This is a genomic window from Micromonospora antibiotica, assembly GCF_017599305.1.
GTDB lineage: Bacteria > Actinomycetota > Actinomycetes > Mycobacteriales > Micromonosporaceae > Micromonospora > Micromonospora antibiotica.
On record NZ_JAGFWR010000014.1, the window covers coordinates 139,209 to 164,281 of the forward strand.

Consider the following 25,073-nt stretch of genomic DNA (forward strand, 5'->3'; position numbering starts at 1 on the left):
CGATGCACCACGCGAACCACTTCTACGGCCACGCCCACGTGCTGGCCCGCTATTGCGGGCTGGGCGACGACCACCCGCCCCGGATCAACGGGTACGTCCAGCACGGCTGGAACATCGGCGACGGCCTCGCCCCCGGCCACCCGTACGCCGAGCGCACCCCCAGCCTGCTCTGGTCGGAGCAGACCCGGCGGCGGGCCTGGTCGGTGGGTCGACGCAACGTGGTGGTCACCGGTGCGCCCTTCACGTACCTGCTCGACCTGCGCCGCGACGACCCGCCGCCGGCCGCCCGGGAGGGCACCATCTGGTACCCGTTCCACGGCTGGGAGGGCCAGCACGTCAAGGGCGACCACAAGGAGCTGATCGCCCGGATCAGGGACACCGAACCCGGCCCGGTCACCGTCTGCCTCTACTGGCACGAGTACGGCATGCGCCGGGTCCGCCGGCTCTACGAGAACGCCGGTTTCCGGGTGATCTGCCACGGCTACCGGGGCCACTGGTGGCGCGACACCGACCCGCTGTTCCTCGACAAGCAGCTCACCGAGCTGCGTCGGCACGCCCGGGTGGCGTCCAACCGGCTGACCAGCGCCATCTTCTACGGCGTCGCCGCCGGTTGTGAACCGGCCGTCTACGGCGACCCGATGATCCTGGCCAAGGAGGACCCCACCTTCGGCGGCACCGCCCGGATCCGCCGGCAGTGGCCGCAGTTGCACGGCGAGACGGTGGACCTGCCGACCGCCGTCGACATCGCCCGCGCCGAGCTGGGCACCGACCACCGCTGCACCCCCGCCGAGCTGCGTGAGCTGCTCGGCTGGGCGCATCCCGCAGGAGGCACGAGTTGACCACTGGAACCACCGCCCCCGTCGTCCTGCCCGGTGGGGAGATGCTGGCCTGGTCCGACCTGCCGGAGCAGCGGCTGGCCGACGGGGGGCCGCTGGGCGCGCTGGCCGCCCGGGTCGTACCGGCGGGGGCGCGGGTGCTGCTGGCCGGGCCGCACGATCCGGCGTTGCTGGACCGGCTCGCCCACGCCGAGGTGACCTGCCTGCTGCGCAGCCACCCCGACGCGGTGGTGTTGACCGACCGGGCGGCCCGGGTGATCGTCGGCGGGCCGGCCGGACTCGACCCCGCCGACACGTTCGACGTGGTGCTGGCCGGGGCCGGCCTGGACGCCGTCGAGTCGGTGGAGGGCGTCCGGCTGGGCTGGGCGGGGGTGCTGGCCCGGTTGACCGCCGCGCTGCGGCCCGGCGGCACGCTGCTGCTGCGGCTGGACAACCCGCTGGGGGTGTCCCGGCTGGTCGCCACCTCCCCCTGGTACGCCGACCGGGCCGACGCGGCGTGGAGCATCGGCGGGGTGCTGGACGCCGGCCGCCCGGCCAACCGGGAGCAGCTGCGGGACCGGCTCGCCGAGGTGGGCCTGACCGCCGACGCGAGCTACGCCGCGTACCCCGATCCGGGTGCCGCGACGGCGCTGGTCGGCACCGACGCGCTGGACCGGTCACCCACCTCGGGGTTGCTCGACGCGGTGCTGCACGGGGCCTGCGCCGGTGGGTTCGCCGGCGGCGCGGTGCTCCAGGACCCGGCCCGGCTGGCGGTCGACGCGCTGCACGCCGGGCTCGGCGCGACGCTGGCCCCCGGCTGGCTGACGCTGGCCCGACGCGCCGGCCCCGACGCGCCCGTCGACCGGCCACTGCCGGTGGTGCTGGTGCAGACCGGGCCGCCCGGGGTCGGGGTGGTCGAGGTGAGCGACGGGCCGGCCGGCTGGCACTGGGCGGTGACCGGCGGCGGGGCCGGCAGGGTCCGGCCGGCGCCCTTCGCCAGCCGGGAGGCCGCCCACCGGGACCCGGCCGCGCTCACCGGCCCGGTGCCGCCGGGGCGGCTGCTGCGGACCCTGCTGCTCGACGGCTGCCTGCGGCGCGACCTGGACGCCCTACGCCGGTTGCTGCGCGGCTACGCCGGGTGGCTCGCCGGGCAGGCCGCCCCGGACGGACGGCTCACCGGCGCGGTCGCGCTGGCCGACCCGGACACCGTGGTCGTCGACGGGGACACCTTCGCGGTGCTCGACCCGAGCTGGCAGGCCAGCGAGCCGCTGCCCCTCGAGGTGGTGCTGGCCCGGGGGCTGTGGCGGTTCGCGGTCACCCTGCTCACCGGCGGCTACGCCCACCCGTGGCCGTCCACCCTGGACGTCGCCGGGTTGACCGTGGTCCTCGGCGGGGTCGCCGGGCAGGACCTGGACCGGGCGACCGTCGACACGGCCGTGGAGACCGAGGCGGCGGTCGCCGCCGCCCTGCGCGGCCTGGACGCCGACGGGCGGGGGGCACTCGCCACCGAACTCCGCGCGGTCACCCCCACCGACCCGCCCGCCGGGCCGCGCAGCTACCAGCAGATGCGCGAGGCCTGGGTACGCCAGCGCGAGGAGCTGACCCGGCTCGCCGCCCTGCTGAAGTGGACGGAGGAGCTGCTCACCTCCCGGGAACGGGCGCTACGTCGCGCCGACGCCACGATCAACCTGCTCAGTGGCTCGCTCAGCTACCGGGTGGGCCGGCTGGCCATCACCCCGGCCCGGCTGGCCAAGCGGGGTGCCCGGGCGGCGAAACGGCGGGCCCGTGAGGCGCTCGGCCCCAAGCCGCCGGAGGAGCAGCAGTGACCGCCCCGCACACCCCGCCGGCGGGCCGACCCGGCGGCACCGGCATGGCGGCGGGCCGGCCCGGCGTCCCGGCGACGGGCCGGCCCGGCCACGCCGACCTCGGCGGACCCGACGCGGTCGCACCGGTCGGCTCCGACCTGCGGATCGTCGGGATCGTGCAGGCCCGGATGGGCTCGTCGCGGCTGCCCGGCAAGGTGCTGCGTCCGCTGGCCGGGCGCAGTGTCCTCGGCCGGGTGGTCCGGGCCGCCCGGGACAGCGGGGTCCTCGCCGACCTGGTGGTCGCCACCAGTGTCGACCCGGTCGACGACGCGGTGGTCGCCGAGTGCGCGCGGCTCGACGTGCCGGTGCACCGGGGACCGGTGGACGACGTGCTGAGCCGGTTCGTCGGCGCGCTCGACGCCCACCCCGGCGACGCCGTCATGCGGTTCACCGCCGACTGCCCACTGCTGGACCCGGAGATCGTCTCCCTGGTGGCGGCGGTCTACCGGGCCGTCCCCGGGCTCGACTACGCCAGCACCTCGATCGCCCGTACCCTGCCCCGGGGGTTGGACGTGGAGATCATCCGGGCGGACGCGCTGCGTACCCTGGACCGGCTCGCCGTCGAGCACCACCGGGTGCACGTCACCTCCTGGGCGTACGCCCATCCGGAGCTGTTCCGGGTGCTCGGGGTGACCCTCACCCCGGACCGGTCGACGCTGCGGCTCACCCTCGACACCGACCAGGACTGGGCGCTGGTCAGCGCGGTCGTCGACCACTTCGGCGACGTCAGCGTGCCGCTGGCGAAACTCGCCGACTGGTTGGACGGGCGGCCCGACCTGCGTACCCTCAACTCCTCGGTACGCCAGAAGCGGCTGGAGGAGTCCTGAAGCCACCACGGATCGGGTTGCGCTGCGACGCCGGCCCGCACACCGGCGTCGGGCACCTGGTGCGCTGCCTGGCCCTCGGCGAGGAGTTCCTGGCCCGGGGTGCCCGGGTCGAGCTGTTCGGGACCGTCGAGCGGGTCGGTTGGGCCGCCGACCGACTGACCGCGCGCGGCATCCCGGTCCACCCCGGTCCGGGCACCCCCGCCGGGCTGGTCGAGGCGGCCCGCGCGCACGCCCTGGACGCGCTGGTGCTCGACTCGTACGAGCTGGACCCGGCGGGGGCCGGGGCGCTGCGGGCGGCCGGCGTGGTCACCCTGGCCATCGTCGACGGCGACACCCGGGGCCAGGACGCCGACCTCTACCTGGACCAGAACTTCGGCGCGGACACCGCCGGCACGCACGGCACCACCGGCACGGACACCGCCAGCCCGCACGGCACCACCGGCACGGGCACCGGCGGCGGCCGGTTGCTGGCCGGGGTGCGGTACGCGCTGCTGCGCGACGCGGTGACCGCCGCCCGGCCGCCGGCCCCACCGCCGGCCCCACCGACGGACCGCCCCCGGGTGCTGGCCTTCTTCGGCGGCACCGACGCCGTCGGGGCGGCCCCGGTGCTGGCCCGGGTGCTGCTCGGCACCGGCCACCCGATGGAGCTGACGGTGGTGGTCGGGCGGCCGGAGATCGAGGCCGAGCTGACGCGGGTCGCCACCGGTCGGGGGCAGGCGCTGCACCTCCTCGCGCCCACCGACACGTTGCCCACGCTGATCGGCGCGGCCGACCTGGTGGTCAGCGCCGCCGGCACCTCCACCTGGGAACTGTGCTGTCTGGGTGCGCCCGCCGCGCTGGTCTGCGTGGTGGACAACCAGCGTGACGCGTACCGCCGGGTGGTGGCGCACCGGCTCGCCGCCGGCCTCGGTGAACTGCCGGACCTGGTCGCGCCGGGGCTGGCCGGCCGGGCCGCGCGGGCCGACGCGGGCCGCACGCTGCGCGCCCTGCTGGCGTCCCCGCAGCGTCGGGCGGCGCTCGCGGCCCGCGCCTGGGCCACCGTCGACGGGCGCGGCCGGGCCCGGGTGGCCGACGCCGTCCTCACCCGGATCGCCGATCGTACGGGTGTACTAAACCCCTGATAGGGTGCCGGGTATGTCGCAGGCCGCCTACCAACCGTCGATGCTCGACCTCACCGACGCCGACCCGACGCTGACCCCGCTGGCCGGGCTGCGCCGCCGGGTGCTCACCCGGGGCGCGTGGGTCGACCACCTGCCGGGCTGGGTGCGCGGCTCGGACACGGTCCTCGACACCCTGCGCACCGGGGTGCCCTGGCGGGCCGAACGCCGCACCATGTACGACACGCAGGTCGACGTCCCCCGCCTGCTCTGCTGGTACGGCCCCGACCGCCCGCTGCCGCACCCGCTGCTCACCGCGGCCCGCACGGCGCTGAGCCGGCACTACGCCGCCGAGCTGGGCGAGCCGTTCGTCACCGCCGGCATGTGCCTCTACCGCGACGGGCGGGACAGCGTCGCCTGGCACGGCGACACCATCGGCCGCTCCGCGCACACCGACACGATGGTGGCGATCGTGTCGTTCGGCTCGCCCCGCCCGCTGCTGCTACGCCCCCGGGGCGGCGGCGACACGCTACGTTTCCCGCTCGGCCACGGCGACCTGGTGGTGATGGGCGGTTCCTGCCAGCGCACCTGGGAGCACGCCGTGCCCAAGACCACCCGCCCGGTCGGCCCCCGGGTCAGCGTCCAGTTCCGCCCGGTCGACGTCGCCTGACGCCGACCGGGCGACCGGCCGTCAGCCCTCACGACGGCCGGGCCGGACTCAGTCGCGTTCGATGAGGTGACCGACGACGGTCGGGCCGAGCATGACGGCGAAGCCGGACCCGTCGCGGCGCGGATCGGCCGGCGGCAGCTCCACCGGGTCACCGGTCGCCGTCGCGCCCACCGGCCGCGCCCCGATCCAGGCCACCACCAGGTCCGTCTCCCCCTTGAGGAAGCGCTGCGCCCGCACCCCGGCGGTCGCCCTGCCCTTCGCCGGGTACGACGCGAACGGCGTCACCTTGACCGTGGCCCCGGTGGAGGTGACCACCATCGGCTCCCCGTGGGCGGCGTCGTCGGTGCGGATCGCGCCGAAGAACACCACCCGGGCACCCGCCGGCAGGTTGATCCCGGCCATCCCGCCACCCTTGGGCCCCTGCGGGCGGATCAGCGTGGCGGCGAACCGCAGCAGGGCCGCCTCGCTGGTGACGAAGGCCAGCGTCTCGGTGTCGTCGGCCAGCCAGGTCGCCCCCACCACCTCGTCGCCCGTGCGCAACGAGATCACCTCGAACTCGTCCGAGCGGACCGGCCACTCCGGGGCGCAGACCTTGACCACACCCTGCCGGGTGCCCAGCGCCAGCCCCGGGGAGCCCTGCGCGGTGGGGCCGAGCGGGGCCAGACCGATCACCGTCTCCCCCGCCGCCAGCGGGACGATCTCGGCGGCGGCCATACCACCACGCAGCGACACCGTGCCGGCCTGCTCGGGCAGCACCGGCAGCGGCAACACGTCGACCTTGAAGGCCCGGCCGGCGCTGGTGACCAGGAGCACCCGCCCCCGGGCCGTGGTGTGCACGACCGCGCGTACGGTGTCGTGTTTGACCCGGCCGTTGCGGCGACGCCCCTCGGACGCCTCCTCCGACTCGGCCGCGGTGCGGGCGACCAGCCCGGTCGCCGAGAGGATCACCTGACACGGGTCGTCGGCCACCTCCAGCGGCCCGGCCGGCACCGACGCGGCGAGCACCTCCTTGAGGTCCCCGTCGACCAGGGTGGTCCGCCGCGACCCGGAGAACTGCTTCACCACGGCGGCCAACTCGTCGGAGACGACCTTGCGGAGCACCTTCGGGTCGTCGAGGATCTTGGACAGCTCGGCGATCTCCCCGCGCAGCTTCTCCTGTTCGGCCTCCAGCTCGATCCGGTCGTACCTGGTCAACCGGCGCAGCGGGGTGTCGAGGATGTAGGTCGCCTGGATCTCGGAGAGCTTGAACTTCTGCATCAGGCCGTCCTTGGCGGCCTGGGCGTCCTCGCTGGCCCGGATCAGCTTGACCACCCGGTCGATGTCGAGCAGGGCGACCAGCAGGCCGTCGACCAGGTGCAGCCGCTCCTGGCGCTTACGCCGCCGGTACGCGCTGCGCCGGGTCACCACCTCGTAGCGGTGGGCCAGGAACACCTCCAGCAGCGCCTTCAACCCGAGGGTGCGCGGCTGGCCGTCGACCAGCACCAGGTTGTTGATGCCGAAGGACTGCTCCAGCGGGGTGAGCCGGTAGAGGTCGGCCAGCAACGCCTGCGGGTTGACCCCGACCTTGCACTCGACGACCAGCCGGGTGCCGCTCTCCCGGTCGGTGAGGTCCTTGACGTCGGCGATGCCGGTGAGCCGCTTGGTCTTGTTCACCTCGTTGGTGATCGCCGCGATGACCTTCTCCGCGCCGACGCCGTAGGGCAACTCGACCACGGTGATCGCCTGCCGCCCCCGGCTGCCCTCCAGCGGGCCGATCTCCACCCGGCCACGCATCCGCACCACACCGCGCCCGGTCTCGTACGCCCGGCGCACCTCGTCCAGGCCGAGCAGCAGGCCACCGGTGGGCAGGTCGGGGCCGGGGACGAACTCCATCAACCGGTCGAGGTCGGCGTCCGGGTGGTTGATCAGCCAGCGGGCGGCGGAGACCACCTCGCCCAGGTGGTGCGGGATCATGTTGGTCGCCATCCCGACCGCGATCCCGGACGCGCCGTTGACCAGCAGGTTGGGGAAGGCGGCGGGCAGCACGGTCGGCTGGGTCAGTGAGCCGTCGTAGTTGGGCTCGACGTCGACGGTGTCCTCGCCCAGCTCACCGACGAGCAGCATCGCCTCCCGGGACAGCCGGGCCTCGGTGTAACGCGCCGCGGCCGGGCCGTCGTCGGGGCTACCAAAATTTCCGTGCCCGTCGATGAGTGGCGCGTTGAGCGAGAAGTCCTGGGCGAGCCGGACCATCGCGTCATAGATCGCGGTGTCGCCGTGCGGGTGGTACTTGCCCATGACGTCGCCGACGATCCGGGCCGACTTCACGTGCCCCCGGTCGGGGCGGTGGCCCTGCTCGTGCATCGACCACAGGATGCGGCGGTGCACCGGCTTCAAACCGTCGCGGGCGTCGGGCAGGGCGCGGGAGTGGATGACCGAGAAGGCGTACTCCAGGTAGGAGTCGGAGACCTCGGTGACCAGCGGGTTGTCGAAGACCCGCGCACCGGCCTGGTCGAAGGCGGACAGGTCCACCTTGGCGCGGTCGTCCTTACGGCGTGCCATCGTTCAGCTCTCTTCCGGGTGTGCGGCGGCCACGGTGCTGGTCATGCGTCGATCGCGTCCCGGTCGACCCGGTCGGAGGAGTCGATGAGCCAGTTGCGGCGCGGCTCGACCTTCTCGCCCATCAGCAGTTCGAGGATGCGCTCGGCGGCGTCGACGTCGTCGAGGGTGATCCGGCGGACCGCCCGGGTGGCGGGGTTCATCGTGGTGTCCCACAACTCGTCGGCGTCCATCTCACCGAGGCCCTTGAAGCGCGGGATCGGGGTGACGATCTGCTTGCCGGCCTTCTCCAGCTTGCGGACCGTCGCCTCCATCTCGGCCTGGGTGTAGGTGTAGGTGGTCTGCGGGCTGCGCCCCTTCGTGGTGATCTTGTGCAGCGGCGGCATCGCGGCGTAGAGCCGGCCGGCCTCGATCAGCGGGCGCATGTAGCGGGCGAACAGGGTGATCAGCAGGGTCCGGATGTGCGCGCCGTCCACGTCGGCGTCCGCCATGATCAGCACCCGGCCGTAGCGCAACGAGGACAGGTCGAAGGTACGCCCCGAGCCGGCCCCGAGCACCTGCACGATCGCCGCGCACTCGGCGTTGTCCAGCACCTGCTGGAGGTTGGCCTTCTGCACGTTGAGAATCTTGCCGCGAATCGGCAGTAGCGCCTGGTATTCCGAGGTACGAGCGACCCGTGCGCTGTTGTGGACGAAGACCCCCGCTTCGAGGGCGAAATTGTGGTAGCCGTCAACGGTCAGGTCGTAGACGTCCGCTGTCTCGTCGAGCGGCTCGACGGACACGACACGGTGGTTCACCAGATTGACCGCCTCCCGGAGGCGGGCGTAGTCGCCGTCGTAGAACGCCAGGAGTCGATCGAACCGGAGTCCCGTGCGTGCAGACCTCAGACGGTCGGCTTCGTACGCCGCACCGAGCTCGGTATTCGGCAGCACCAGCAGCGGAGCGAGCCGCTTGAGCGCGGCCCGCCGCCGGCCCTCCTGTTGGCGACCGACCCGCTCGCTCTTCGGCACGTTGGCCACGTAGGCAGCCCGACCGGCCTGCGCCTTGGCAAGGTGACCGGTGCCCGGGTCCGCCAACCGCTGCTTCATCAAGCGTGAGTGCCGGGCCCCGAATTCGGGGTTCTCCTCGTGCCAGGCCCGCACCGCGTTGCGCTGGCGTTCACGCTCGGCAGGATCACTGAACTGTTCGACGGTCTTTCGCGACCGCCAGGCACGCAGTTCGGAGTTGTCCCACTGCCGTACCGAACGCTCCCGCCAGGCGGAACGACGAGCAGGGTCCGCGAAATAGTTCCGGACGCGCTCCGCAGCGGCCGCACGGTGCTCGGGCTGTGACCAGTACTGGGCCTGCCGGTCCCGCATCCGGTCGGCGTAGGCGGCCTTTTCCTCGTCACCGAGCGCGTCGTACCAGTCCTGAAAGCCCTTGTTCAGCTTGGCTCGGAATTCGGGTGACTCGTTGAGCGCGAACAGCCGGGCGAGGCACGCCTCACGGAATGCGGGATCGCGCCACTGCGCGCTGAGCATGGCCGACTTGAACTCCCGGCCACCGTTGGCAAACCACTCCCGCCAGCCCGCGTGGACGTGTTCGCCCATCATCGCGGCGTGCAGTGCCGAGTGGTCGGCCCAGGTCATCCGTTGGATGTTTCGCGGATCGTTGTTGCGCTTGTTGATGTCGATGTGGTGACGGACGTTGCCGTTGGTGGCGCTGTCGCGACCGTGACGAAGATTCCAGGCGTCCGCGAGGTAGTGGGTGTAGACCCACTCCTCCCGGTCGTTCATCCAGATCCGCTCGTACCCGTGCAGCTTGTGCCCCTCGGCCTTACTGGAAATGCTCCGGTACAGGGGCATCAGTGAGTCACCGGGGGTCAGGGCATCGGCCCGTCGGTAGGAACCGTCGCGCAGCCGGAAAAGGTGATCAGGTGTGCAACGGACCGACGCGCCGTTGTCGAGCTGCACCCGGACCAGCCGGGCAGCTCTCTTGGTGAGACGTGGCTCCACCAGCGGAGCGACCACCACGCGCCCTGCCTTGTTGGTGGTGTACCCGAAATGGGTCACTCCCCGCTGCCAGTCCGCCGCCAGATCGGCAAAGGACCGAGCCTCGCCGGAGGCGAGCGCGACCATGGTGTCGCCGGTAAAACACCCCAGGGCGCTGTCCCCCTCCACGATGAACAGCTCGCTGCGGTCCACCCCGGTCGCGCGGCAGTCGACGAGCTTGGCGGGCATCGACGCGCCCTCCAGGGCGGTCTTGCGCCGGGCGGCGTCCTTCTGCTGCTTCTGGGTCAGCCGCACCCGGGCCGCGTCGACGATCTTCTGGAGCACCGTGCGCGCCTCGGCCTTGCTGCGTTTGTCCTCCAGCCACGCCTTGACGTGCTGCTCGACCAGGGTCTGGAGCACCTTGGTGATGCCGGCGGTGGAGAGCTCGTCCTTGGTCTGCGAGGTGAACTGCGGCTCCGGGATGCGGACGTGCAGCACCGCCGTCATCCCCTCCAGGACGTCGTCCAGGGTGGGCGGGTCCTCCTTGGGCTTGAGCAGCCCCCGGGTGTTGCGGACGGCATCGGCCAGGGTCCGGGTCAGCGCCCGCTCGAACCCCTTGCGGTGGGTGCCGCCGTGGGCGTTGCGGATGGTGTTGGTGAAGCACTCGACGGTGCGCTCGTAGCCGGTGCCCCACCGGAAGGCGATCTCCACCTCGGCCCGGCGCTGCACGTTGGACTGCATCACGCCGTTGGCGTCGGCGGCGTTCTCCCGGTAGGTCCCCTCGCCGGTGACCAGCAGGGTGCCGGAGACCGGGCGGTCGCCGGCCGGGGCCAGGAACTCCACCATGTCGGTGAGCCCGTTGGGGAAGTGGAAGCGCTCCTCGACCGGCTCCTCGGCGGTCTCGTCGCGCAGCCGGTAGTCGACCCCGGGGACCAGGAAGGCGGTGTTGCGCAGCTTCATCCGGACGGCCTCGACGTCGAGGCGGGCGCCGGTCTCGAAGTAGCGGGCGTCGTGCCAGTAGCGGATCGAGGTGCCGGTGCGCTGGCCGCGCTTCATCGACCCGACGACCTGCAGGCCGGGCCCGGCGGTGAACGGGGCGTCCGGGCCGTCACCGGCGAAGACCCCGGGCACCCCGTGCCGGAACGACATCGCGTGCACCTTGCCGCCGCGTCGGACGGTCACGTCGAACCGGCGGGACAGCGCGTTGACCGCGGAGGCGCCCACGCCGTGCAGACCGCCTGAGGTCTTGTAACCGGAGCCGCCGAACTTGCCGCCGGCGTGCAGCCGGGTGAGCACCAGCTCGACCCCGGAGATGCCGGACTTGGCGTGCACGTCGGTGGGGATGCCCCGGCCGTCGTCGTCGACCTGCACCGAGCCGTCGGCGTGCAGGATCACCTCGACCGTACGGGCATGACCGGCGACACCCTCGTCGGTGGAGTTGTCGAGGATCTCGTTGACGAGGTGACCCACGCCACGACTGTCGGTGGAGCCGATGTACATGCCGGGACGCTTGCGGACGGCGTCCAGGCCCTCCAGGTGGGTGAGGTCGTCTGCCCCGTAGAGGGTCTCAGGCTGTGCGGTCAACTGGTCGTACTCCCCGGTCTCGGCGGTGTGGTGCCGCTCACCGTCTCGATCTCTCCACGCGCGGCGTGCCGCAGCGAGCGTAGCCGTACGCCCCGACAGCGGCGTGCAGCCCCACGTCGGACGGCGTCGCGCGTCTGCCGGGCACAACGCCGCCGACCGTCGGGGCCTTCCCCGGCCGGGTGGACGGGACCCGGAAACGACCATTTCCGTGATTCGACGATCATGTTAAGAGGCATTGACGCCCATCTCGCCAAGTGATCTGATCCGGCCCAGCAGGATCTTTCACATTTGCATGGACAGATGGGGGACGTCATGTCCAGGTTCCGTCGGAGCGCCCTCGCGGCACTCCTCACCGTCGCCACGGCCGCCCTGCCGGTCGCCGTCGGCTCCGCCGCACCGGCCGCCGCCGCCCTGCCCACCGCCGCCGTCGCCCTCGGCGACAGCTTCATCAGCGGCGAGGGTGCCGGGGCGTACGCGCCGGTGACCGACCTCAACGGGGTGGCCCAGCCCTTCCCGGGCTGGGCGGCACCGAACAACAACGCCTACTTCTGCCACCGATCACCCAACGCCTCACTGTTCAAGGCGGACCTGCCGGGGATCACCGACCGGTTCAACCTGGCCTGCTCCGGCGGCCAGCCGTACGACATCGCCAACGCCTCGGCCAGCCGGACCAAGGGCCGGCAGGTCGCCGCCCAGCTCGACCAGTTGCGCGCGGTCGGGCAGACCCACGACATCGACCTGGTGCTGGTCGGCCTCGGCTCGAACAACAGCTCGTTCACGTTCGGCAGCGTCGCCGAGAAGTGCGCGAACCGGTTCATCGCCGACGCCTGGACCGGGTGGTGGGAGTTCTGGGCGTACCTGGGCGGTCCGGTGGAGCAGGAGCCGTGCTCGGACGCCGACCTGGCCACCTCCGCCCAGGTCGCCGCCGCGACGGCGGAGACCACGGCGGCGGTCCGGCAGATCCTCACCACGCTGGACCAGATCGACGCCGACGGCCAGCACCGGATCGTCTTCCAGGACTACACCAACCCGCTGCCGCCGGAGCTGGCCTCGACCTACTGGGAGGAGGACAGCCGGGACGACACCCGGGACAAGTTCCGTGACCTGGGCGCCGAGCGGTACGCCGCCGGTTGCCCGATCCACCGGGCCAGCCTCGCCCCCGGCCAGCGTTTCTCGCAGGGCCTGGGCACCCTGGTCAGCTCGGTGCGCAGCACGCTGTCCGCCGAGTTCCCCTCCGCCGACCTGGTCTACCTCAACGTTCAGCGGGCCTTTGACGGGGCCCGGCTGTGCGAGTCGGCGGGCAGCCCCGCCAATGCGCTGGCCACCCCGATCCGGCTCCAGGACGGCACCTCGGGAGTCTTCGTGACCAGCCTGTCCGGCTACGACAAGCTGGACATCCAGCGGATCGCGAACACCTGCGGGACGTACTTCCAGACCTGCCAGGAGTCCTGGCACCCGAGCGCGGCCGGGCACCAGGTTCTGGGTCGGTGCCTGACCGGCGCGGCGGCGACGGCGGCCCGTACGGTCGCCTGCGTCCGGTCGACGGACGGCACGGTCCGGGTCAGCTGAACCGGTGGCCGGTGGGAGCGGGCGGTCGAGCCGCTCCCACCGGCCACACCGCTCCCACCGGCCACAGCGCCCGCACCGCACCCATCCACCCCGCCCGGGACCCGCGCCGCACCCGGCTGCCGAACGGGCCGCGCAGCTCGCCTACGAATCAGCTCGCCTACGAATCGGCCGGGCAGCTCGCCCCACCGACCGGGCCGCTCAGCTCGCCCCGCGCCGGCCGGGTGCGGGGGCACGGGGGGCGCGACGCGGGTTCAGGTCGCCGTCGGAGCGGGCGGGGCGAGGCTGAGCAGCAGGGCGGTCGGCGAGGCGTCGACCAGGTCGCCCAGCGGCACCTCGTCGAGGACGGCGAGGAAGGCCGCCTGGGCGCGGCGGAGCTGGACCCGCAGGCGGCAGCTGGCGCGCAGGGCGCAGCCGGACTCCTCGCAGGAGACCACCTCACCCTCCCCCTCGAAGGCGCGTACGACCCGGCCGACGGTGATCCGCTCGGCCCCCTCGGCGAAGGCCACCCCACCAGAGCGGCCCCGCACGGTGACCAGCACGCCCGCGCGCTGCAACCGTTGCACCACCTTGGCCACGTGGCTGCGGGGCAGGTCCAGCCGGTCGGCCAGCTCGTCGACGGTGGTCCGGGTCGACGCGGGGGCGGTGAGCATGGCGATCCGCAGGGCCATGTCGGTCGACCGGTTGAGCTTCACCGTCCGACCCTAACCAGGGCCGTCGGCGGCGGACAGGGGCGGACGGCCGGAACCGCCGCGTCCACGGACCCGGGACCTTCGGCCCTTAAGAAGACTCTGAGATTCCTGTTTAAGTGTCCTCTGTAGCCGAACAGCAAGGAGGAGCCGTGCTCTCGGAGTCGTCAGCCGCCGTCGTCACCGCCACCCTGCCCGTGGTCCGGGCCCATGCCGACCAGATCACCGGCCGCTTCTACGCCCGGATGTTCACCGCCCACCCGGAACTGCTGAACCTGTTCAACCGGGGAAACCAGGCAACCGGACGTCAGCAGGCGGCCCTGGCCGCCTCCGTCGTCGCGTACGCCGGGCACCTCACCGGTGCCGACACGACGGGGTGGACGGCGATCCTGGACCGGATCGCGCACAAACACGCCTCGCTCGGCATCACCCCCGACCAGTACCCGCTGGTGGGTCGGCACCTGCTGGCCGCCGTCGGCGAGGTGCTCGGCGCGGCGGTCACCCCGCAGGTCGCCGCCGCCTGGGACGAGGTGTACTGGCTGATGGCCTGCGAACTCGTCGCCCGGGAGGCCCGCCTCTACACGGTCTCCGGGTTGGCCGGGGACGGCGCGGTGTGGCGCGACTGGCGGGTCGGCGGGGTGACCCCGGAAGCCACCGACGTCGTCTCGATCGCCCTCGTCCCGGCCGACGGCGGCCCGGTGCCGGGCTTCGTCCCCGGGCAGTACGTCTCGGTCGCGGTGGACCTCGGCGGCGGGCTCGGCCAGCAGATCCGTCAGTACAGCCTCTCCGGCCGCCCCGCCGACGACCACTGGCGGATCACCGTGAAACGGGTCCGGGGCACCGGGGACGCCCCGGACGGTCTGGTCTCCAGCTTCCTGCACGAACGCGTCGCCCCCGGCGACATCCTGCGACTGAGCCCACCCTTCGGTGAGGTCAGCGCGGTCGCCGGGGACGGGCCGCTGCTGCTGGTCAGCGCCGGGATCGGCCTCACCCCGGCGATGTCGGCCCTGGAGCACCTGGCGGCCACCGCACCGGACCGGCCGGTGGTGCTGGCCCACGCCGACCGGGACGCCGCCGCCCACGCCCACCGGGCCGACCTGCTCGCGCTGCACGCCCGGCTGCCCCGGCTGCGCCTGCGGCTCTGGTACGAGCAGGGCACCGCCGGGGACGACACCCCGCCACTGGTCGCCGAGGTGTCCCGGGGCCTGATCGAGCCGGAACTGATCCCCCTCTCCCCGGACGCGCACGTGCACCTCTGCGGACCGCTGCCGTTCATGAACCAGGTCCGGGGCGACCTGCTGCGTCGGGGCGTACCGGCGGAGCGGATCGGCTACGAGGTGTTCGGCCCGGGGATGCTGCCCGAGCCGAGGTGAACGATCCTCCCCACCACGGCCGCCCGGCGGACCGCCCGACCACCGGCACACGCAGGGCGGTCGGGCCGGTACGGAAAGTTGATGTTTATCGCCTCCGCGCTGGGCAACTGGTTCGGGCATGCAGGGCGGTGCGCGACGTCCGGGCATCGGCTCCTGACCGGCGGCCGGGTGCCCGCCGATCGCCCGGTGCGCGGGACCCGGTGACGACGACCGGGGCCCGTCGTGACCGGGGCCGCCTCGCCGGCGACCGGCCCACGGAGGAGGAAGCATGCGCATCGCGTTGGTCTCGGGGCACGCCAGCCCGCTCGCCGCCACCGGACAGCACACCGGTGCGCAGCACCTGCACGTCGCCGAGCAGGCGGCGGCGCTGGCCGCCGAGGGCCACGAGGTGCGGGTCTACACCCGGCGGGACTCCCCCACCCCACCCGACACCGTGTCGACCGACACCGGGTACCAGGTGTGGCACGTGCCGGCCGGCCCCGCCCGGGAGGTGCCGACCGACGAACTCCTGCCGCACCTGGGCGAGTTCGGCCGCTGGTTGGCCGAGCACTGGCAGCACGGCGGCTGGCGGCCGGACGTGGCGCACGCCCACTTCTGGCTGAGCGGCCTGGCCACCCTGCACGCCGGACGCCGTACCAACACCCCGGTGGTGCTGACCTACCACGACCTGGGCAGCGCGCACCGACGCCGCTCGGCCGGCCGGGACCCCGGACCCCGGGGTCGGATCGGCTACGAACGCGCCCTCGGGCGGGCCGCCGACCGGGTCGTCGTCCAGTCGCACGACGAGTTGGGGGAACTGGTCCGCCTCGGGGTGCCCCGGTCGAAGCTGACCCTGGTGCCGGCCGGGGTGGACGAGACGGTGTTCGGGCCGGCGGGGCCGGTCGTTCCCCGCGACCCGGCCCGGCCCCGGTTGCTCACCGTCGGGTCGCTGCGCGAACGCAGCGGCTTCCAGGACGTCATCCGGGCGTTGCCCGCGGTGCCGGAGGCCGAGTGCGTGGTGGTCGGTGGGCCCCCCGCCGACCTGCTGCCGGCCGACCCGGTCGCCCGCCGGTTGACCGCGCTCGCCGAGTCCTGCGGGGTCGCCGACCGGGTCCGACTGGTCGGGTCGGTGCCCCGCGACGAGTTGGCCGCCTGGTACCGCTCCGCCGACCTGCTGGTCGCCGCCCCCTGGTACGAGCCGTTCGGTCGTACCCCGTTGGAGGCGATGGCGTGCGGCGTGCCCGTGGTCGGCACGGAGGTCGGGGGGATCGCGGAGAGCGTCGTCGACGGGTTGACCGGGGACCTGGTGCCGCCGCGTGACCCCCGGGCGCTGGGCGGCACGATCCGCCGGCTGCTCGCCGACCGGGTACGCCGCTTCGCGTACGCCACCGCGGCCCTGGACCGGATCCGCGTCCGCTACTCCTTCCGGCACTGGGCGGAGCAGCTCACCGCCGTCTACGCCTCGGTCAGCGGGGTCGGTCAGGTCGCCACGGCAGCCGCCTGACCGCCTCCGCCCCGACCACCCCCCGGGGCGCCGGGAGCGGTCGGGGCGGAGCACCGACCCGTTATTACCGGCCGGTAGGATGAGTCGGTGAGCGGGGACGTGGCATACACGCAGGAGTTCGTCGACGTCGACGGGGCCCGGATCGGCATCCAGGTCTACCCGGAGCCCGTGGGGGCGCCCGGCGGCCCGGCGGTGGTGATCTGGCCGGCGATGGGGGTCCGGGCCCGGTACTACCGCCCGTTCGCCACCGCGCTGCACGACGCCGGCCTGGCCGTGACCGTCGCCGACCTGCGCGGCACCGGCGTCAGCACGCCCCCGCCGTCCCGGACCTGCCGGTACGGCTACCGCGAGCTGGCCACCGACGTCGGCGCGGTCCTCGACGCGCTGAAGCCCCGGCTGGACGGCCGTCCCACGCTGCTGCTCGGGCACTCCCTCGGCGGGCAGGCCGCCCTGCTGCACCTGGCACTGCACGGCACGGACCGGGTCGACGGGCTCGCCCTGCTCGCCGTCGGTGTCCCGTACTGGCGCAGCTATCCGGGTCTGCGGCGCTACGGCGTGCTGCCGTACTCCCAGGGGATCTCGGCGGTGGCCGGGGCCCTCGGGGTCTGGCCGGGCTGGGGGTTCGGCGGCCGGCAGGCGCGGGGGGTGATCCGGGACTGGGCACGCACCGCCCGGACCGGCCGCTTCCCCACCCTCGACGGGGTGGACGGCGAGGCGGCCGTGGGCCGGTTGTCCCTGCCGGTGCTGGCGGTCAGCGTGGACGACGACCAGTACACCCCGCACCCGGTCGTCGACCACCTCTGCGCCAAGCTCACCGCCGCACCGGTCACCCGGCACCGGTACACGGTGGCCGAGGCGGGGGCTGCGCTGGACCACTTCCGCTGGGTGCGGGCCGGGTTGCCGCTGACCCGGCGGGTCGCCGACTTCGCCGCCGGGCTGCCGCGCCGCTGATCCCCCGCCTGGCCGCGAGCCGGGCGCGTAGCCGCCGCCGGGGCGGGTATGCCGCTGCGCCCGCACACGGTGGAGGGGGATCAGATGTCTGAACGACACACCGCACTACGCTCGATGCACGACCTGGGCCTGGCGGCCTGGTTCGGTGGCTCCCTGATGGGAGCGCTGGGCGTCAACGGAGCGGCGGCACGGATCAGCGACTCGACCCAACGGCTCCCGGTGGCCTCGGCCGGTTGGTCGCGGTGGACCCCGGTCAACGCGGCGGCGATCGGCGCGCACCTGGCCGGCGCGGTGGGCGAACTGGCCACCGAGAGCCCCCGGATGATGGCCCAGTCCGGGGTGGGACGGATGAGCGCGGTGAAGACGGCGCTGACCGTCAGCGCACTCGCGGTGACCGGCTACAGCCGGTTGATCGGGATGAAGTTGCAGAACGCCGGCAACCCGCCGGTCTCGGGGACCACCGAGCCCAACTACCAGACACCCGCCGAGGTGGCGCACCGGCAGCGGCAGATGAAGGTCCTCCAGTGGACCATTCCGGCGTTGACCGGGGCACTGGTGGTGGTCACCGCGTACATGGGTGAGCAGCAGAAGCCCGGCCAGGTGTTCCGGGGGATGCTCGGTCGCGCCGGTGGGCTGATGGGCGCCCCGATGACGATGGGCCGGCTGGCCGCGACGGGGGCCCGCCGCAGGATGGCGATGGCCAGCTGACCGTCGGGCCGGGACCGGCCGGTGCGGGGCCCGCCGTCGACAACACGACGGCGGGCCCCGCACCGGCGGGTCGGCTACCCGACCCGCCCGCCGACCGTCCTGGCCCGGTCGCCCGGCCCGACGGCACGTCGCGTGGTGGACGGCCCGGGACACACCCGAGGGTCGGTGACCGGGGTCAGTGGCCGGCGACGGCCGTCGTGGGGGTCACCCCGAGCAGCTCCGCCAGCCGGGCGGCGTCCCGCTGGGCCTGCCCCGCGCAGCAGTTGTTGAACAGCACGTGCAGCTCCCCGGACCGGGCGGCCAGGTCGGTGAGCAGGTCGGCCCAGCGACGGAGTTCGTCGTCGGCGTAGGCGTACCGGAACCGGTCCTCCTTGCTGCCGTGTTCCCAGTGCGCGCTGTGGCCGTGCATCCGCACCAGCACCGGCTCGGCGGTACCGATCATGATCGGGGGCACCGAGGACGGGTGCCCCTGCGGCATGTCGACGCAGACCAGGCTGAGGTCGTGGTCGCGCAGGAAGGTGACCGTCTCGGCCGCCGCCGCACCGTCGAACCAGGACCCGTGGCGCAGCTCCACGGCGACTCGCCAGGGCCGGCACCGGTCGGCCAGTTCCGCGATCCGCCGCCGGGCGCCCTCCCCCCGCACCAGCCACGGCGGGAACTGCAACAGCACCGCGCCGAGCCGGTCGGCCGCCGCGAGTGGCGCCAGCGCCGCCCGGAACCGGTCCCACAACGCGTCGTACGTCGCCTCGGGCAGGTCCCGGCGGCGGACCCGGGACGGCCCGGTGGCCGGTCGCAGGTCCCTCGGCAGCACCTGCACCGGGGTCGGGTGTCCGGTAAAGAGGCTGAACGCCTTGACGTCGAAGGTGAAACCCGGTGGTGTGGCCGCCGCCCAGCCGCTGGTGGTCTCCGGCACCGGGACGGCGTAGTACGAGGTGTCCACCTCGACCAGTCCGAACTGCCCGGCGTACCAGCCCAGCCGCTGTGCCGGGGTACGCGCCGACCGGGGATACCAGCCGGAACGCAGCAGCGTCTGATCCGCCCAGGACGAGGTGCCCACCCTGATCGTTCCCATGTGGTCCAGTGGACCGCCCGCCGACGGGATCGGCAACCGCTGGGTTCCGCCGCGTGGCCGCCCGTCGACCGCCCGGTGGTGGTGACGCGGCGGGGTGGGGGCCGGAAAGTGTCGGAGGGTGGCCCTAGGGTCACCCCGACGACATCGACCACGGAGGGTGACGGGGATGACCACTTCGGAGCAGGTGCTCACCGGTGAACGGGCCGACCTGTTGCAGGCTGTCGGCATGCACCGCGGCTTCCTGCGGCACACCGTGCGCGGGCTGACCGACGCGCAGGCGGCGACCCGCAGCACCGCCAGCGAGTTGTGCCTGGGCGGCCTGATCAAGCACGTGACCATGGTGGAGGACCGGTGGGCACGGTTCATGGTCGGCGGGGCCGAGGCGATGGAGAGCGAGCCGGTCGACTGGGCCGGCATGTTCCAGATGACCGACGACGACACCCTGGTCGATCTGCTCGCCCGGTACGCCGAGACGGCGGCCCGCACCGACGAGCTGATCACCACCCTCGACCTGGACGCGAGCCATCCACTGCCGGTGGCGCCCTGGTTCGAGCCGGGTGCCGCCTGGTCGGTGCGGCGCACCCTGCTGCACGTGATCGGGGAGACCGCCCAGCACGCCGGGCACGCCGACATCATCCGGGAGTCGATCGACGGCGCCAAGACGATGGGCTGAGCCTGGCGCGGGCGGGCCCGTCGTCGCCGTCCGGTGCCGTGTGACGGGGGCCACCTGAGCCCCGCCCGATGTGACGCCCCGCACCGGGGTGGCGCTGAGCGACACGAGATGACCGGACACCGCCTCGATCAGGAAACCGCTGAGCGGCTGCTCAGCGGGCCGGGCGATGGGCCGGTGGCGGGCCCCGCGCCGCTCGTGGCGCTGCTGATCGCGATCCGCGCCGCTGCAAACCCGGCTGAGCTGCGCGGGGAGCCGGCGGCGATGTCCGCTTACCGGGCCGCCCGGGCCGGCATGTCGCGGTCGGTACCGTCCGGCCCCACCTCCGCAGACCCGTCCGACCAGCAGAGCGGGTAGTCAACCGCCTGGTCGGCGGGACGACCCGCCAACCAGGCGGACAAGGCGAGTAGTCAGCCGCGCGGTCGGCGGGACGACCCGCCAGCCAGCGGACAACCGGCAGCACGCGACAACCGGGCAACCGGCCGGGACAACCAGGCGACCTGGCAGACGGCTGGACCAATCGGGCAACCTGCCAGCCGGCCGGACAACCGGGCAGGACCGAGACGACCGGGCAGACGGCCCGCTGGCACCGCTGGCGACCAGGGACGGGGCACGGCCGCCAGCGGTGCCACCGGCTGGTAACTTGCGCCGATGAATCTGCGGCGTCGACGCCTGGCGGTGGCCTTCCGGCTGGCGATTGTGATCAGTGTGCTCGCCGGGATCGTGCTCACCGCCCTCGGCCCCGCCACCGTCACCGGTCTGCTGCCGTACTTCACCATCCAGAGCAACCTGGCGGTCGGGCTCTTCGCCGGATACGCCGCCTGGCGGGCCGGGCAGTCCCGACCCGAACCGCCCTCCGCGCTCAAGGGCGCGGTGACCCTCTACATCACCATCACCGGCGTGGTCTACCACCTGGTGCTGGCCAACCCGGCCAGCCCGTTCGCGATGGCCCAGCCGGACCGGGGACCCGCCGAGACGGTGGGCAACCAGTTCCTGCACACCGTCGTGCCGTTGCTCGCCCTCGCCGACTGGACGCTGTTCGACGAGCGTGGCCGGCTGCGCCTGCGGTACGCCGCCTGGTGGCTGACCTTCCCGCTGGCGTACCTGGGTTTCGCCCTGGTACGCGGGCTGATCGTGCACCGCTACCCGTACCCGTTCGTCGACGCCGGACAACTCGGCTACGCCGGTGTCACGGTCAGCGCGGTCTTCTTCGCCGTCGCCTTCTGGCTGCTCGGCCTGCTCTTCGTCGGCGTCGACCGGGCCCTGGCCCGGTGGGGCGCGACCCCGCCGCCCGACCGGGACGCCCCGACACCCGACCCGGACACCTTGACACCCGACCGGGACGCCCCGGCGGAACCGACACCACCGCCACCGGTCGGGCGATCAGCGTAGCCAGATGCGCCCCCACCGGGTGAGGTCGGCGCACCCGGAGCGGGTGGGATCGGCTCAGGGGCGGAGCAGACCCCGCAGGTAGGCGGCCTGGCCGACGTGTTGGAGAGCGTCGGTGACGATGCTGACCAGCCGGACCCCGAGGGTCACCGGCGGGTCCCAGCTCTCGTCGACCACCCGGTCCAGGTCCGTCGGGCGCAGGCCGGCCAGGAACGTGCGGGTCCGCTGCGCCACCGCCCGGTGGTAGTCGACGAGCACCTGGGCGCTTTCCGGTCGGACCGCCGCGACCTGCTCCGCGGTGTGGCCGTAGCCGATGTCGGCGGGGTCGGCGGGAAGTCCGAACCGGGCCGCCCGGTCACCGGCGACCCAGAGTTGGTCGACGCCCAGCAGCTCGGCGATCTGCTGGTCCTGGATCCGGGTGAGGTGCCAGACCAGCCAGCCGACCGGGTTGGCCCCGGGGCGGGGAGCCCGGCGCAGCTCGTCGGGGCCGAGCCCGTCCACGGCGGCGTCCACCAGGTCGGGCAGTTGATCGTAGGTCTCGGTCAGCAGGTCGTCGACGTTCACCGGTGCCTCCTCCGCGCTGGGCGTACACCCGACCCGGATACCGCTGACGGACCCCGACAAACCGCCTCGGCGGGCCCGCGTGGGCGCGGGGGCGGCTCAGGCGGGGCGTTCGGGCCGGGTGATGGCCCAACTGCGGCCGTCCGGGTCGCGTAGCAGCACCTCACGGGGGGTGGCGTTGGCGGCACTGACCTGCGCGCCGACCGCGACGGCGCGGCGCAGCACGGCATCGGGGTCGGTGGACTCCACGGTCAGCACCGGCAGCCGGGGGGTCGTCGCGGGCAGGTCGGCCCACTCGCTGACGGTGAACCGGTGACCGGCCACGACGAGGTCGGCGGTGAGCACCCGCCCGTCGGCGAGGCACTCCCGTGGGTGCGGGACCGCGCCGAAGACGTGGGCGTAGAAAGCGATGGCGTCGGACGCGTCGGTGACCATGAGGTACGGCGCGGCCGGTGGGTGCTCGGAAGTCATGACGTCGGTGCCGCCTTCCCCGTCGACCGGCGACGGATCCGTCTGGATCGACCGTAGGTGGCGCGGCTGGCGCACCGGCACCCTTAACCGACCCCTGAACCGTGCCGGCCGCCGGTGGTGCCCGGGCGGCGGGGTCGACGCGCCGACACCCCGGCGGTCGGGGGTGGTGACGGGCCGGCCGCCGCACTAGCGTCGGCGGCACGGGGCCGCACCGCGCCCTGCCGAACTGCCGGAGAGGGCGGGACCGTGTCGCTGCTGGCCGCGATGTCATCGTCGATGGACGACCGCCCGGACCTGGTACGGGTGGATGACCGGGTGCTGTCCCGGTCCCGGTTGCAGGGGCTGGCCACCGCGGTCGCCGACGACCTGCGCGGCCTGGACCGGGTGGCGGTCGAGGCCACCCCGACGATGGAGACCGTGGTGGGTGTGGTGGGCGCGCTGCGGGCCGGTGCGGCGGTGGTGCCCGTGCCGCCGGACGCGGGACCCCGGGAGCGGGAGCACATCCTGCGCGATTCGGCGGCCCAGGCCCTGCTCGCGCCGGTGGGCGCGGCGGTCGACGGTTCCCCGGGGTCCGGTGCCGGGTTGCCGGTCGTCCCGGTCGACCTGCGCCGGGAGTCGGCGGGTACGCATCCGGAGCCCGCCCCGGAGCGGACCGCCCTGATCCTCTACACGAGCGGGACGACCGGTGCGCCGAAGGGCGCGCTGCTCTCCCGGGCCGCCATCGCCACCTGCCTGGACGGGCTGGCCGACGCCTGGGCGTGGACACCGGACGACCTGCTGGTGCACGGGCTGCCGCTGTTCCACGTGCACGGGCTGGTACTCGGGGTGCTCGGGCCGTTGCGGATCGGCGGCCGGTTGCACCACGTCGGCCGGCCACGCCCCGAGCGGTACGCGGCGGCCGGTGGGACGCTGTGTTTCGGCGTACCGACGATCTGGGGACGGATCGCCGCGGCACCGGCCGCCGCGCGGGCGTTGCGCCGCGCGCGGCTGCTGGTGTCGGGCAGCGCGGCGCTACCCACGGCGGTCTTCGACGGCCTCGCCGGGTTGACCGGGCACCGGGTCGTCGAGCGGTACGGCATGACGGAGACCCTGATCACGGTGAGCGCCCGGGCCGACGGGCCGCGCCGGCCGGGTGCGGTCGGGGTGCCGCTGCCCGGGGTACGCACCCGGATCGTCGACGAGCAGGGCCACGACCTGCCGAGCGACGGTACGGCGATGGGTGAGCTGCTGGTCGCCGGCCCGACCCTGTTCGACGGCTACCTGAACCGGCCGGACGCCGACGCGGCGAGCCGTACCGCCGACGGCTGGTTCCGCACCGGGGACGTCGCCACCGTCGGCCCCGACGGCTGGCACCGCATCGTCGGGCGGGCGAGCACCGACCTGATCAAGAGCGGCGGGTACCGGATCGGGGCGGGTGAGGTGGAGGAGGCGCTGCTGGCCCACCCGGGGGTACGCGAGGCTGCGGTGGTGGGCCTGCCGCACCCGGATCTGGGGCAGCAGGTCACCGCGTACGTGGTCGGCGACGGGGTGACCGGGCCGGAGCTGGTGGACTTCGTCGCCCGGCAACTGTCGGTGCACAAGCGGCCCCGGGAGGTCCGGCTGGTCGACGCCCTGCCCCGCAACGCGCTGGGCAAGGTGCAGAAGAAGCGCCTGCTGGACGGCTGAGGCGTCAGACCTGGATGGGTGCCGGCAGCACCCGCCGCAGCCACGAGTCGGGGCGGGGGCGGGGGCGCCACTCCCGGGGGTAGCCGACGGAGACCTCCTCGAACCGCACCCCGTCGTGCCAGGTCACCCGGGGGATGTGCAGGTGTCCGTAGATCACCGTCCGGGCGTGGAAGCGGCGGTGCCAGTCGGCGGTGAGTTCGGTGCCGCACCACTGGGCGAACTCGGGGTAACGCAGGATGTCGGTGGGCATCCGGACCAGCGGGTAGTGGTTGACCAGGACCTTCGGCACGGTCGGGTCGCAGCCGGCGAGCCGGGTCTCGGTCAGCGCCACCCGGGCCCGGCACCAGGCGTCCCGGCTCGGGTGCGGATCGGGGTGCAGGAACACCTCGTCGGCGCAGACCACCCCGGCGGCGTGGGCGCGGGCCAGCGCCTGTTCCTTACTGGTGACGCCCGGTTCGCGGAACGAGTAGTCGTAACCGACGAACAGCGGTGCCACCAGCAGCGGGCCGTCGGCTCCGGTCCACACCGGGTACTCGTCCTCCGGGGTGCTCACGCCCAGGCTCCGGCAGTGCCGCACGATGGCCTGGTAGCGCTCCTCCCCGCGCAGCCGGACGGGGTCCTGGGAGTGGGTCCACAGCTCGTGGTTGCCGGGGGCCCAGATGACCTTGCCGAACCGTTCGCTGAGCAGCGTCAGCGCCCAGGTGACGTCGGCGAAGAGTTCGGCGACGTCACCGGCGACGATCAGCCAGTCGCCGGCCGCGCGGGGCCAGAGGCTCTCCACGATCTTCCGGTTCTCCGGGTACGCCACGTGCAGGTCACTGACGGCGTAGATGCCGGCGTTCATCGGTGTGTGGTCCCCTCGTTCATCCAGTGCTGCGGGTGCGCGGCTCGACGCCGCTGCCGGCTCGGTGCGGTACGGCGTCGGGTCGGCCTCGTGCGGGTGGCGGCCGGTGAGGTTCCGGCCCGTGGTCGCGCAGCTATGCCGCCGGGATCGTCCAGGTGTCGCCGGTGTGGAGGAGGTTGGTGAGTTGTTGTTCGGGGGTGTCGGTGGTGGTGTTTTTGGCGGTGGTGATTTGGTGTTGGACGAGGGTGTCGTAGGAGGGGCGGTTGAT

The 25,073-nt window shown here is 73.7% G+C and carries 20 protein-coding genes and 3 pseudogenes; 14 read left to right on the top strand and 9 right to left on the bottom strand.

Features of this window, described 5'->3' with window-relative positions:
* Positions 1-2: 2 nt before the first annotated feature.
* From JQN83_RS22150 to JQN83_RS22170, 5 genes are all read left to right on the top strand, one after another.
* Positions 3-839 carry a hypothetical protein gene (locus JQN83_RS22150; RefSeq protein ID WP_208569052.1) on the top strand — a complete coding sequence of 279 codons (837 nt, stop codon included), beginning with the start codon at positions 3-5 and terminating at the stop codon, positions 837-839.
* On the top strand, positions 836-2,641 hold the full coding sequence (locus JQN83_RS22155) for a class I SAM-dependent methyltransferase (protein ID WP_372444100.1): 1,806 nt from the start codon (positions 836-838) through the stop codon (positions 2,639-2,641). The genes JQN83_RS22150 and JQN83_RS22155 overlap by 4 nt, the downstream gene beginning before the upstream one ends.
* Before the next feature lie 137 nt (positions 2,642-2,778).
* Positions 2,779-3,507 carry a cytidylyltransferase domain-containing protein gene (locus tag JQN83_RS22160; RefSeq protein WP_219470838.1) on the top strand — a complete coding sequence of 243 codons (729 nt, stop codon included), beginning with the start codon at positions 2,779-2,781 and terminating at the stop codon, positions 3,505-3,507.
* The gene (locus tag JQN83_RS22165) at positions 3,504-4,628 is read left to right on the top strand and encodes a PseG/SpsG family protein (RefSeq protein WP_208569090.1); all 1,125 of its coding nucleotides are present in this window, start codon (positions 3,504-3,506) and stop codon (positions 4,626-4,628) included. The genes JQN83_RS22160 and JQN83_RS22165 overlap by 4 nt, the downstream gene beginning before the upstream one ends.
* 13 nt (positions 4,629-4,641) lie before the next feature.
* Entirely contained in the window at positions 4,642-5,274 is a 633-nt protein-coding gene (locus JQN83_RS22170) for an alpha-ketoglutarate-dependent dioxygenase AlkB (protein WP_208569053.1), read from the top strand.
* 48 nt (positions 5,275-5,322) lie between these two features.
* Here JQN83_RS22170 and JQN83_RS22175 read toward each other — a convergent pair whose 3' ends face one another.
* From JQN83_RS22175 to JQN83_RS34190, 4 genes and pseudogenes are all read right to left on the bottom strand, one after another.
* Complete coding sequence (locus tag JQN83_RS22175; RefSeq protein ID WP_208569054.1) at positions 5,323-7,812, bottom strand: DNA gyrase/topoisomerase IV subunit A; 2,490 nt, start codon at positions 7,810-7,812, stop codon at positions 5,323-5,325.
* Positions 7,813-7,853: 41 nt separating this feature from the next.
* A pseudogene (locus JQN83_RS34180) lies at positions 7,854-8,492 on the bottom strand (toprim domain-containing protein); the annotation flags it as partial.
* Between the two features lie 6 nt (positions 8,493-8,498).
* Positions 8,499-9,968: pseudogene (locus tag JQN83_RS34185) on the bottom strand (ATP-binding protein); the annotation flags it as partial.
* Positions 9,945-11,363, bottom strand: a pseudogene (locus JQN83_RS34190) (ATP-binding protein); the annotation flags it as partial. The pseudogenes JQN83_RS34185 and JQN83_RS34190, both read right to left, overlap by 24 nt.
* Positions 11,364-11,675: 312 nt before the next feature.
* Here JQN83_RS34190 and JQN83_RS22185 point away from each other — a divergent pair.
* Positions 11,676-12,932 (top strand): SGNH/GDSL hydrolase family protein, encoded by a 1,257-nt coding sequence (locus JQN83_RS22185; RefSeq protein ID WP_208569056.1) that lies wholly within the window; start codon positions 11,676-11,678, stop codon positions 12,930-12,932.
* Between the two features lie 251 nt (positions 12,933-13,183).
* On the opposite strand, the gene JQN83_RS22190 is transcribed toward JQN83_RS22185, so the two are convergent.
* Positions 13,184-13,624 (bottom strand): RrF2 family transcriptional regulator, encoded by a 441-nt coding sequence (locus JQN83_RS22190; RefSeq protein ID WP_208569057.1) that lies wholly within the window; start codon positions 13,622-13,624, stop codon positions 13,184-13,186.
* 113 nt (positions 13,625-13,737) lie between these two features.
* On the opposite strand from JQN83_RS22190, the gene JQN83_RS22195 reads away from it, so the two are divergent.
* The 4 genes from JQN83_RS22195 to JQN83_RS22210 all read left to right on the top strand — a co-directional run bounded on the left by JQN83_RS22195 (position 13,738) and on the right by JQN83_RS22210 (position 18,133).
* On the top strand, positions 13,738-14,991 hold the full coding sequence (locus JQN83_RS22195; RefSeq protein WP_504739806.1) for a globin domain-containing protein: 1,254 nt from the start codon (positions 13,738-13,740) through the stop codon (positions 14,989-14,991).
* A gap of 268 nt (positions 14,992-15,259) precedes the next feature.
* Positions 15,260-16,474, top strand: coding sequence for a glycosyltransferase (locus JQN83_RS22200; protein ID WP_208569059.1), 1,215 nt, complete (start codon positions 15,260-15,262; stop codon positions 16,472-16,474).
* A gap of 87 nt (positions 16,475-16,561) precedes the next feature.
* Complete coding sequence (locus JQN83_RS22205) at positions 16,562-17,425, top strand: alpha/beta hydrolase family protein (protein ID WP_208569060.1); 864 nt, start codon at positions 16,562-16,564, stop codon at positions 17,423-17,425.
* Between the two features lie 84 nt (positions 17,426-17,509).
* The gene (locus JQN83_RS22210) at positions 17,510-18,133 is read left to right on the top strand and encodes a hypothetical protein (protein ID WP_208569061.1); all 624 of its coding nucleotides are present in this window, start codon (positions 17,510-17,512) and stop codon (positions 18,131-18,133) included.
* A 175-nt stretch (positions 18,134-18,308) separates the two neighbouring features.
* On the opposite strand, the gene JQN83_RS22215 is transcribed toward JQN83_RS22210, so the two are convergent.
* The gene (locus JQN83_RS22215) at positions 18,309-19,205 is read right to left on the bottom strand and encodes a DUF72 domain-containing protein (protein WP_208569062.1); all 897 of its coding nucleotides are present in this window, start codon (positions 19,203-19,205) and stop codon (positions 18,309-18,311) included.
* Between the two features lie 166 nt (positions 19,206-19,371).
* On the opposite strand from JQN83_RS22215, the gene JQN83_RS22220 reads away from it, so the two are divergent.
* From JQN83_RS22220 to JQN83_RS22230, 3 genes are all read left to right on the top strand, one after another.
* The gene (locus JQN83_RS22220) at positions 19,372-19,878 is read left to right on the top strand and encodes a DinB family protein (protein ID WP_208569063.1); all 507 of its coding nucleotides are present in this window, start codon (positions 19,372-19,374) and stop codon (positions 19,876-19,878) included.
* A 108-nt stretch (positions 19,879-19,986) separates the two neighbouring features.
* Positions 19,987-20,232: a hypothetical protein gene (locus JQN83_RS22225; RefSeq protein ID WP_208569064.1), complete on the top strand. Its 246-nt coding sequence runs from the start codon at positions 19,987-19,989 to the stop codon at positions 20,230-20,232.
* Between the two features lie 294 nt (positions 20,233-20,526).
* Positions 20,527-21,267 carry a Pr6Pr family membrane protein gene (locus tag JQN83_RS22230; RefSeq protein ID WP_208569065.1) on the top strand — a complete coding sequence of 247 codons (741 nt, stop codon included), beginning with the start codon at positions 20,527-20,529 and terminating at the stop codon, positions 21,265-21,267.
* A gap of 54 nt (positions 21,268-21,321) precedes the next feature.
* Here JQN83_RS22230 and JQN83_RS22235 read toward each other — a convergent pair whose 3' ends face one another.
* Together JQN83_RS22235 and JQN83_RS22240 are read right to left on the bottom strand one after the other, a co-directional pair.
* A complete protein-coding gene (locus JQN83_RS22235; RefSeq protein WP_208569066.1) occupies positions 21,322-21,828 on the bottom strand; it encodes a mycothiol transferase in 507 nt (168 codons plus the stop codon).
* Positions 21,829-21,924: 96 nt separating this feature from the next.
* Positions 21,925-22,296, bottom strand: a complete 372-nt coding sequence (locus JQN83_RS22240; protein WP_208569067.1) for a VOC family protein — start codon at positions 22,294-22,296, stop codon at positions 21,925-21,927.
* A 264-nt stretch (positions 22,297-22,560) separates the two neighbouring features.
* On the opposite strand from JQN83_RS22240, the gene JQN83_RS22245 reads away from it, so the two are divergent.
* On the top strand, positions 22,561-23,961 hold the full coding sequence (locus JQN83_RS22245) for an acyl-CoA synthetase (protein WP_244252987.1): 1,401 nt from the start codon (positions 22,561-22,563) through the stop codon (positions 23,959-23,961).
* A 4-nt stretch (positions 23,962-23,965) separates the two neighbouring features.
* On the opposite strand, the gene JQN83_RS22250 is transcribed toward JQN83_RS22245, so the two are convergent.
* A complete protein-coding gene (locus tag JQN83_RS22250) occupies positions 23,966-24,805 on the bottom strand; it encodes a metallophosphoesterase family protein (protein ID WP_208569069.1) in 840 nt (279 codons plus the stop codon).
* Between the last annotated feature and the right edge of the window lie 268 nt (positions 24,806-25,073).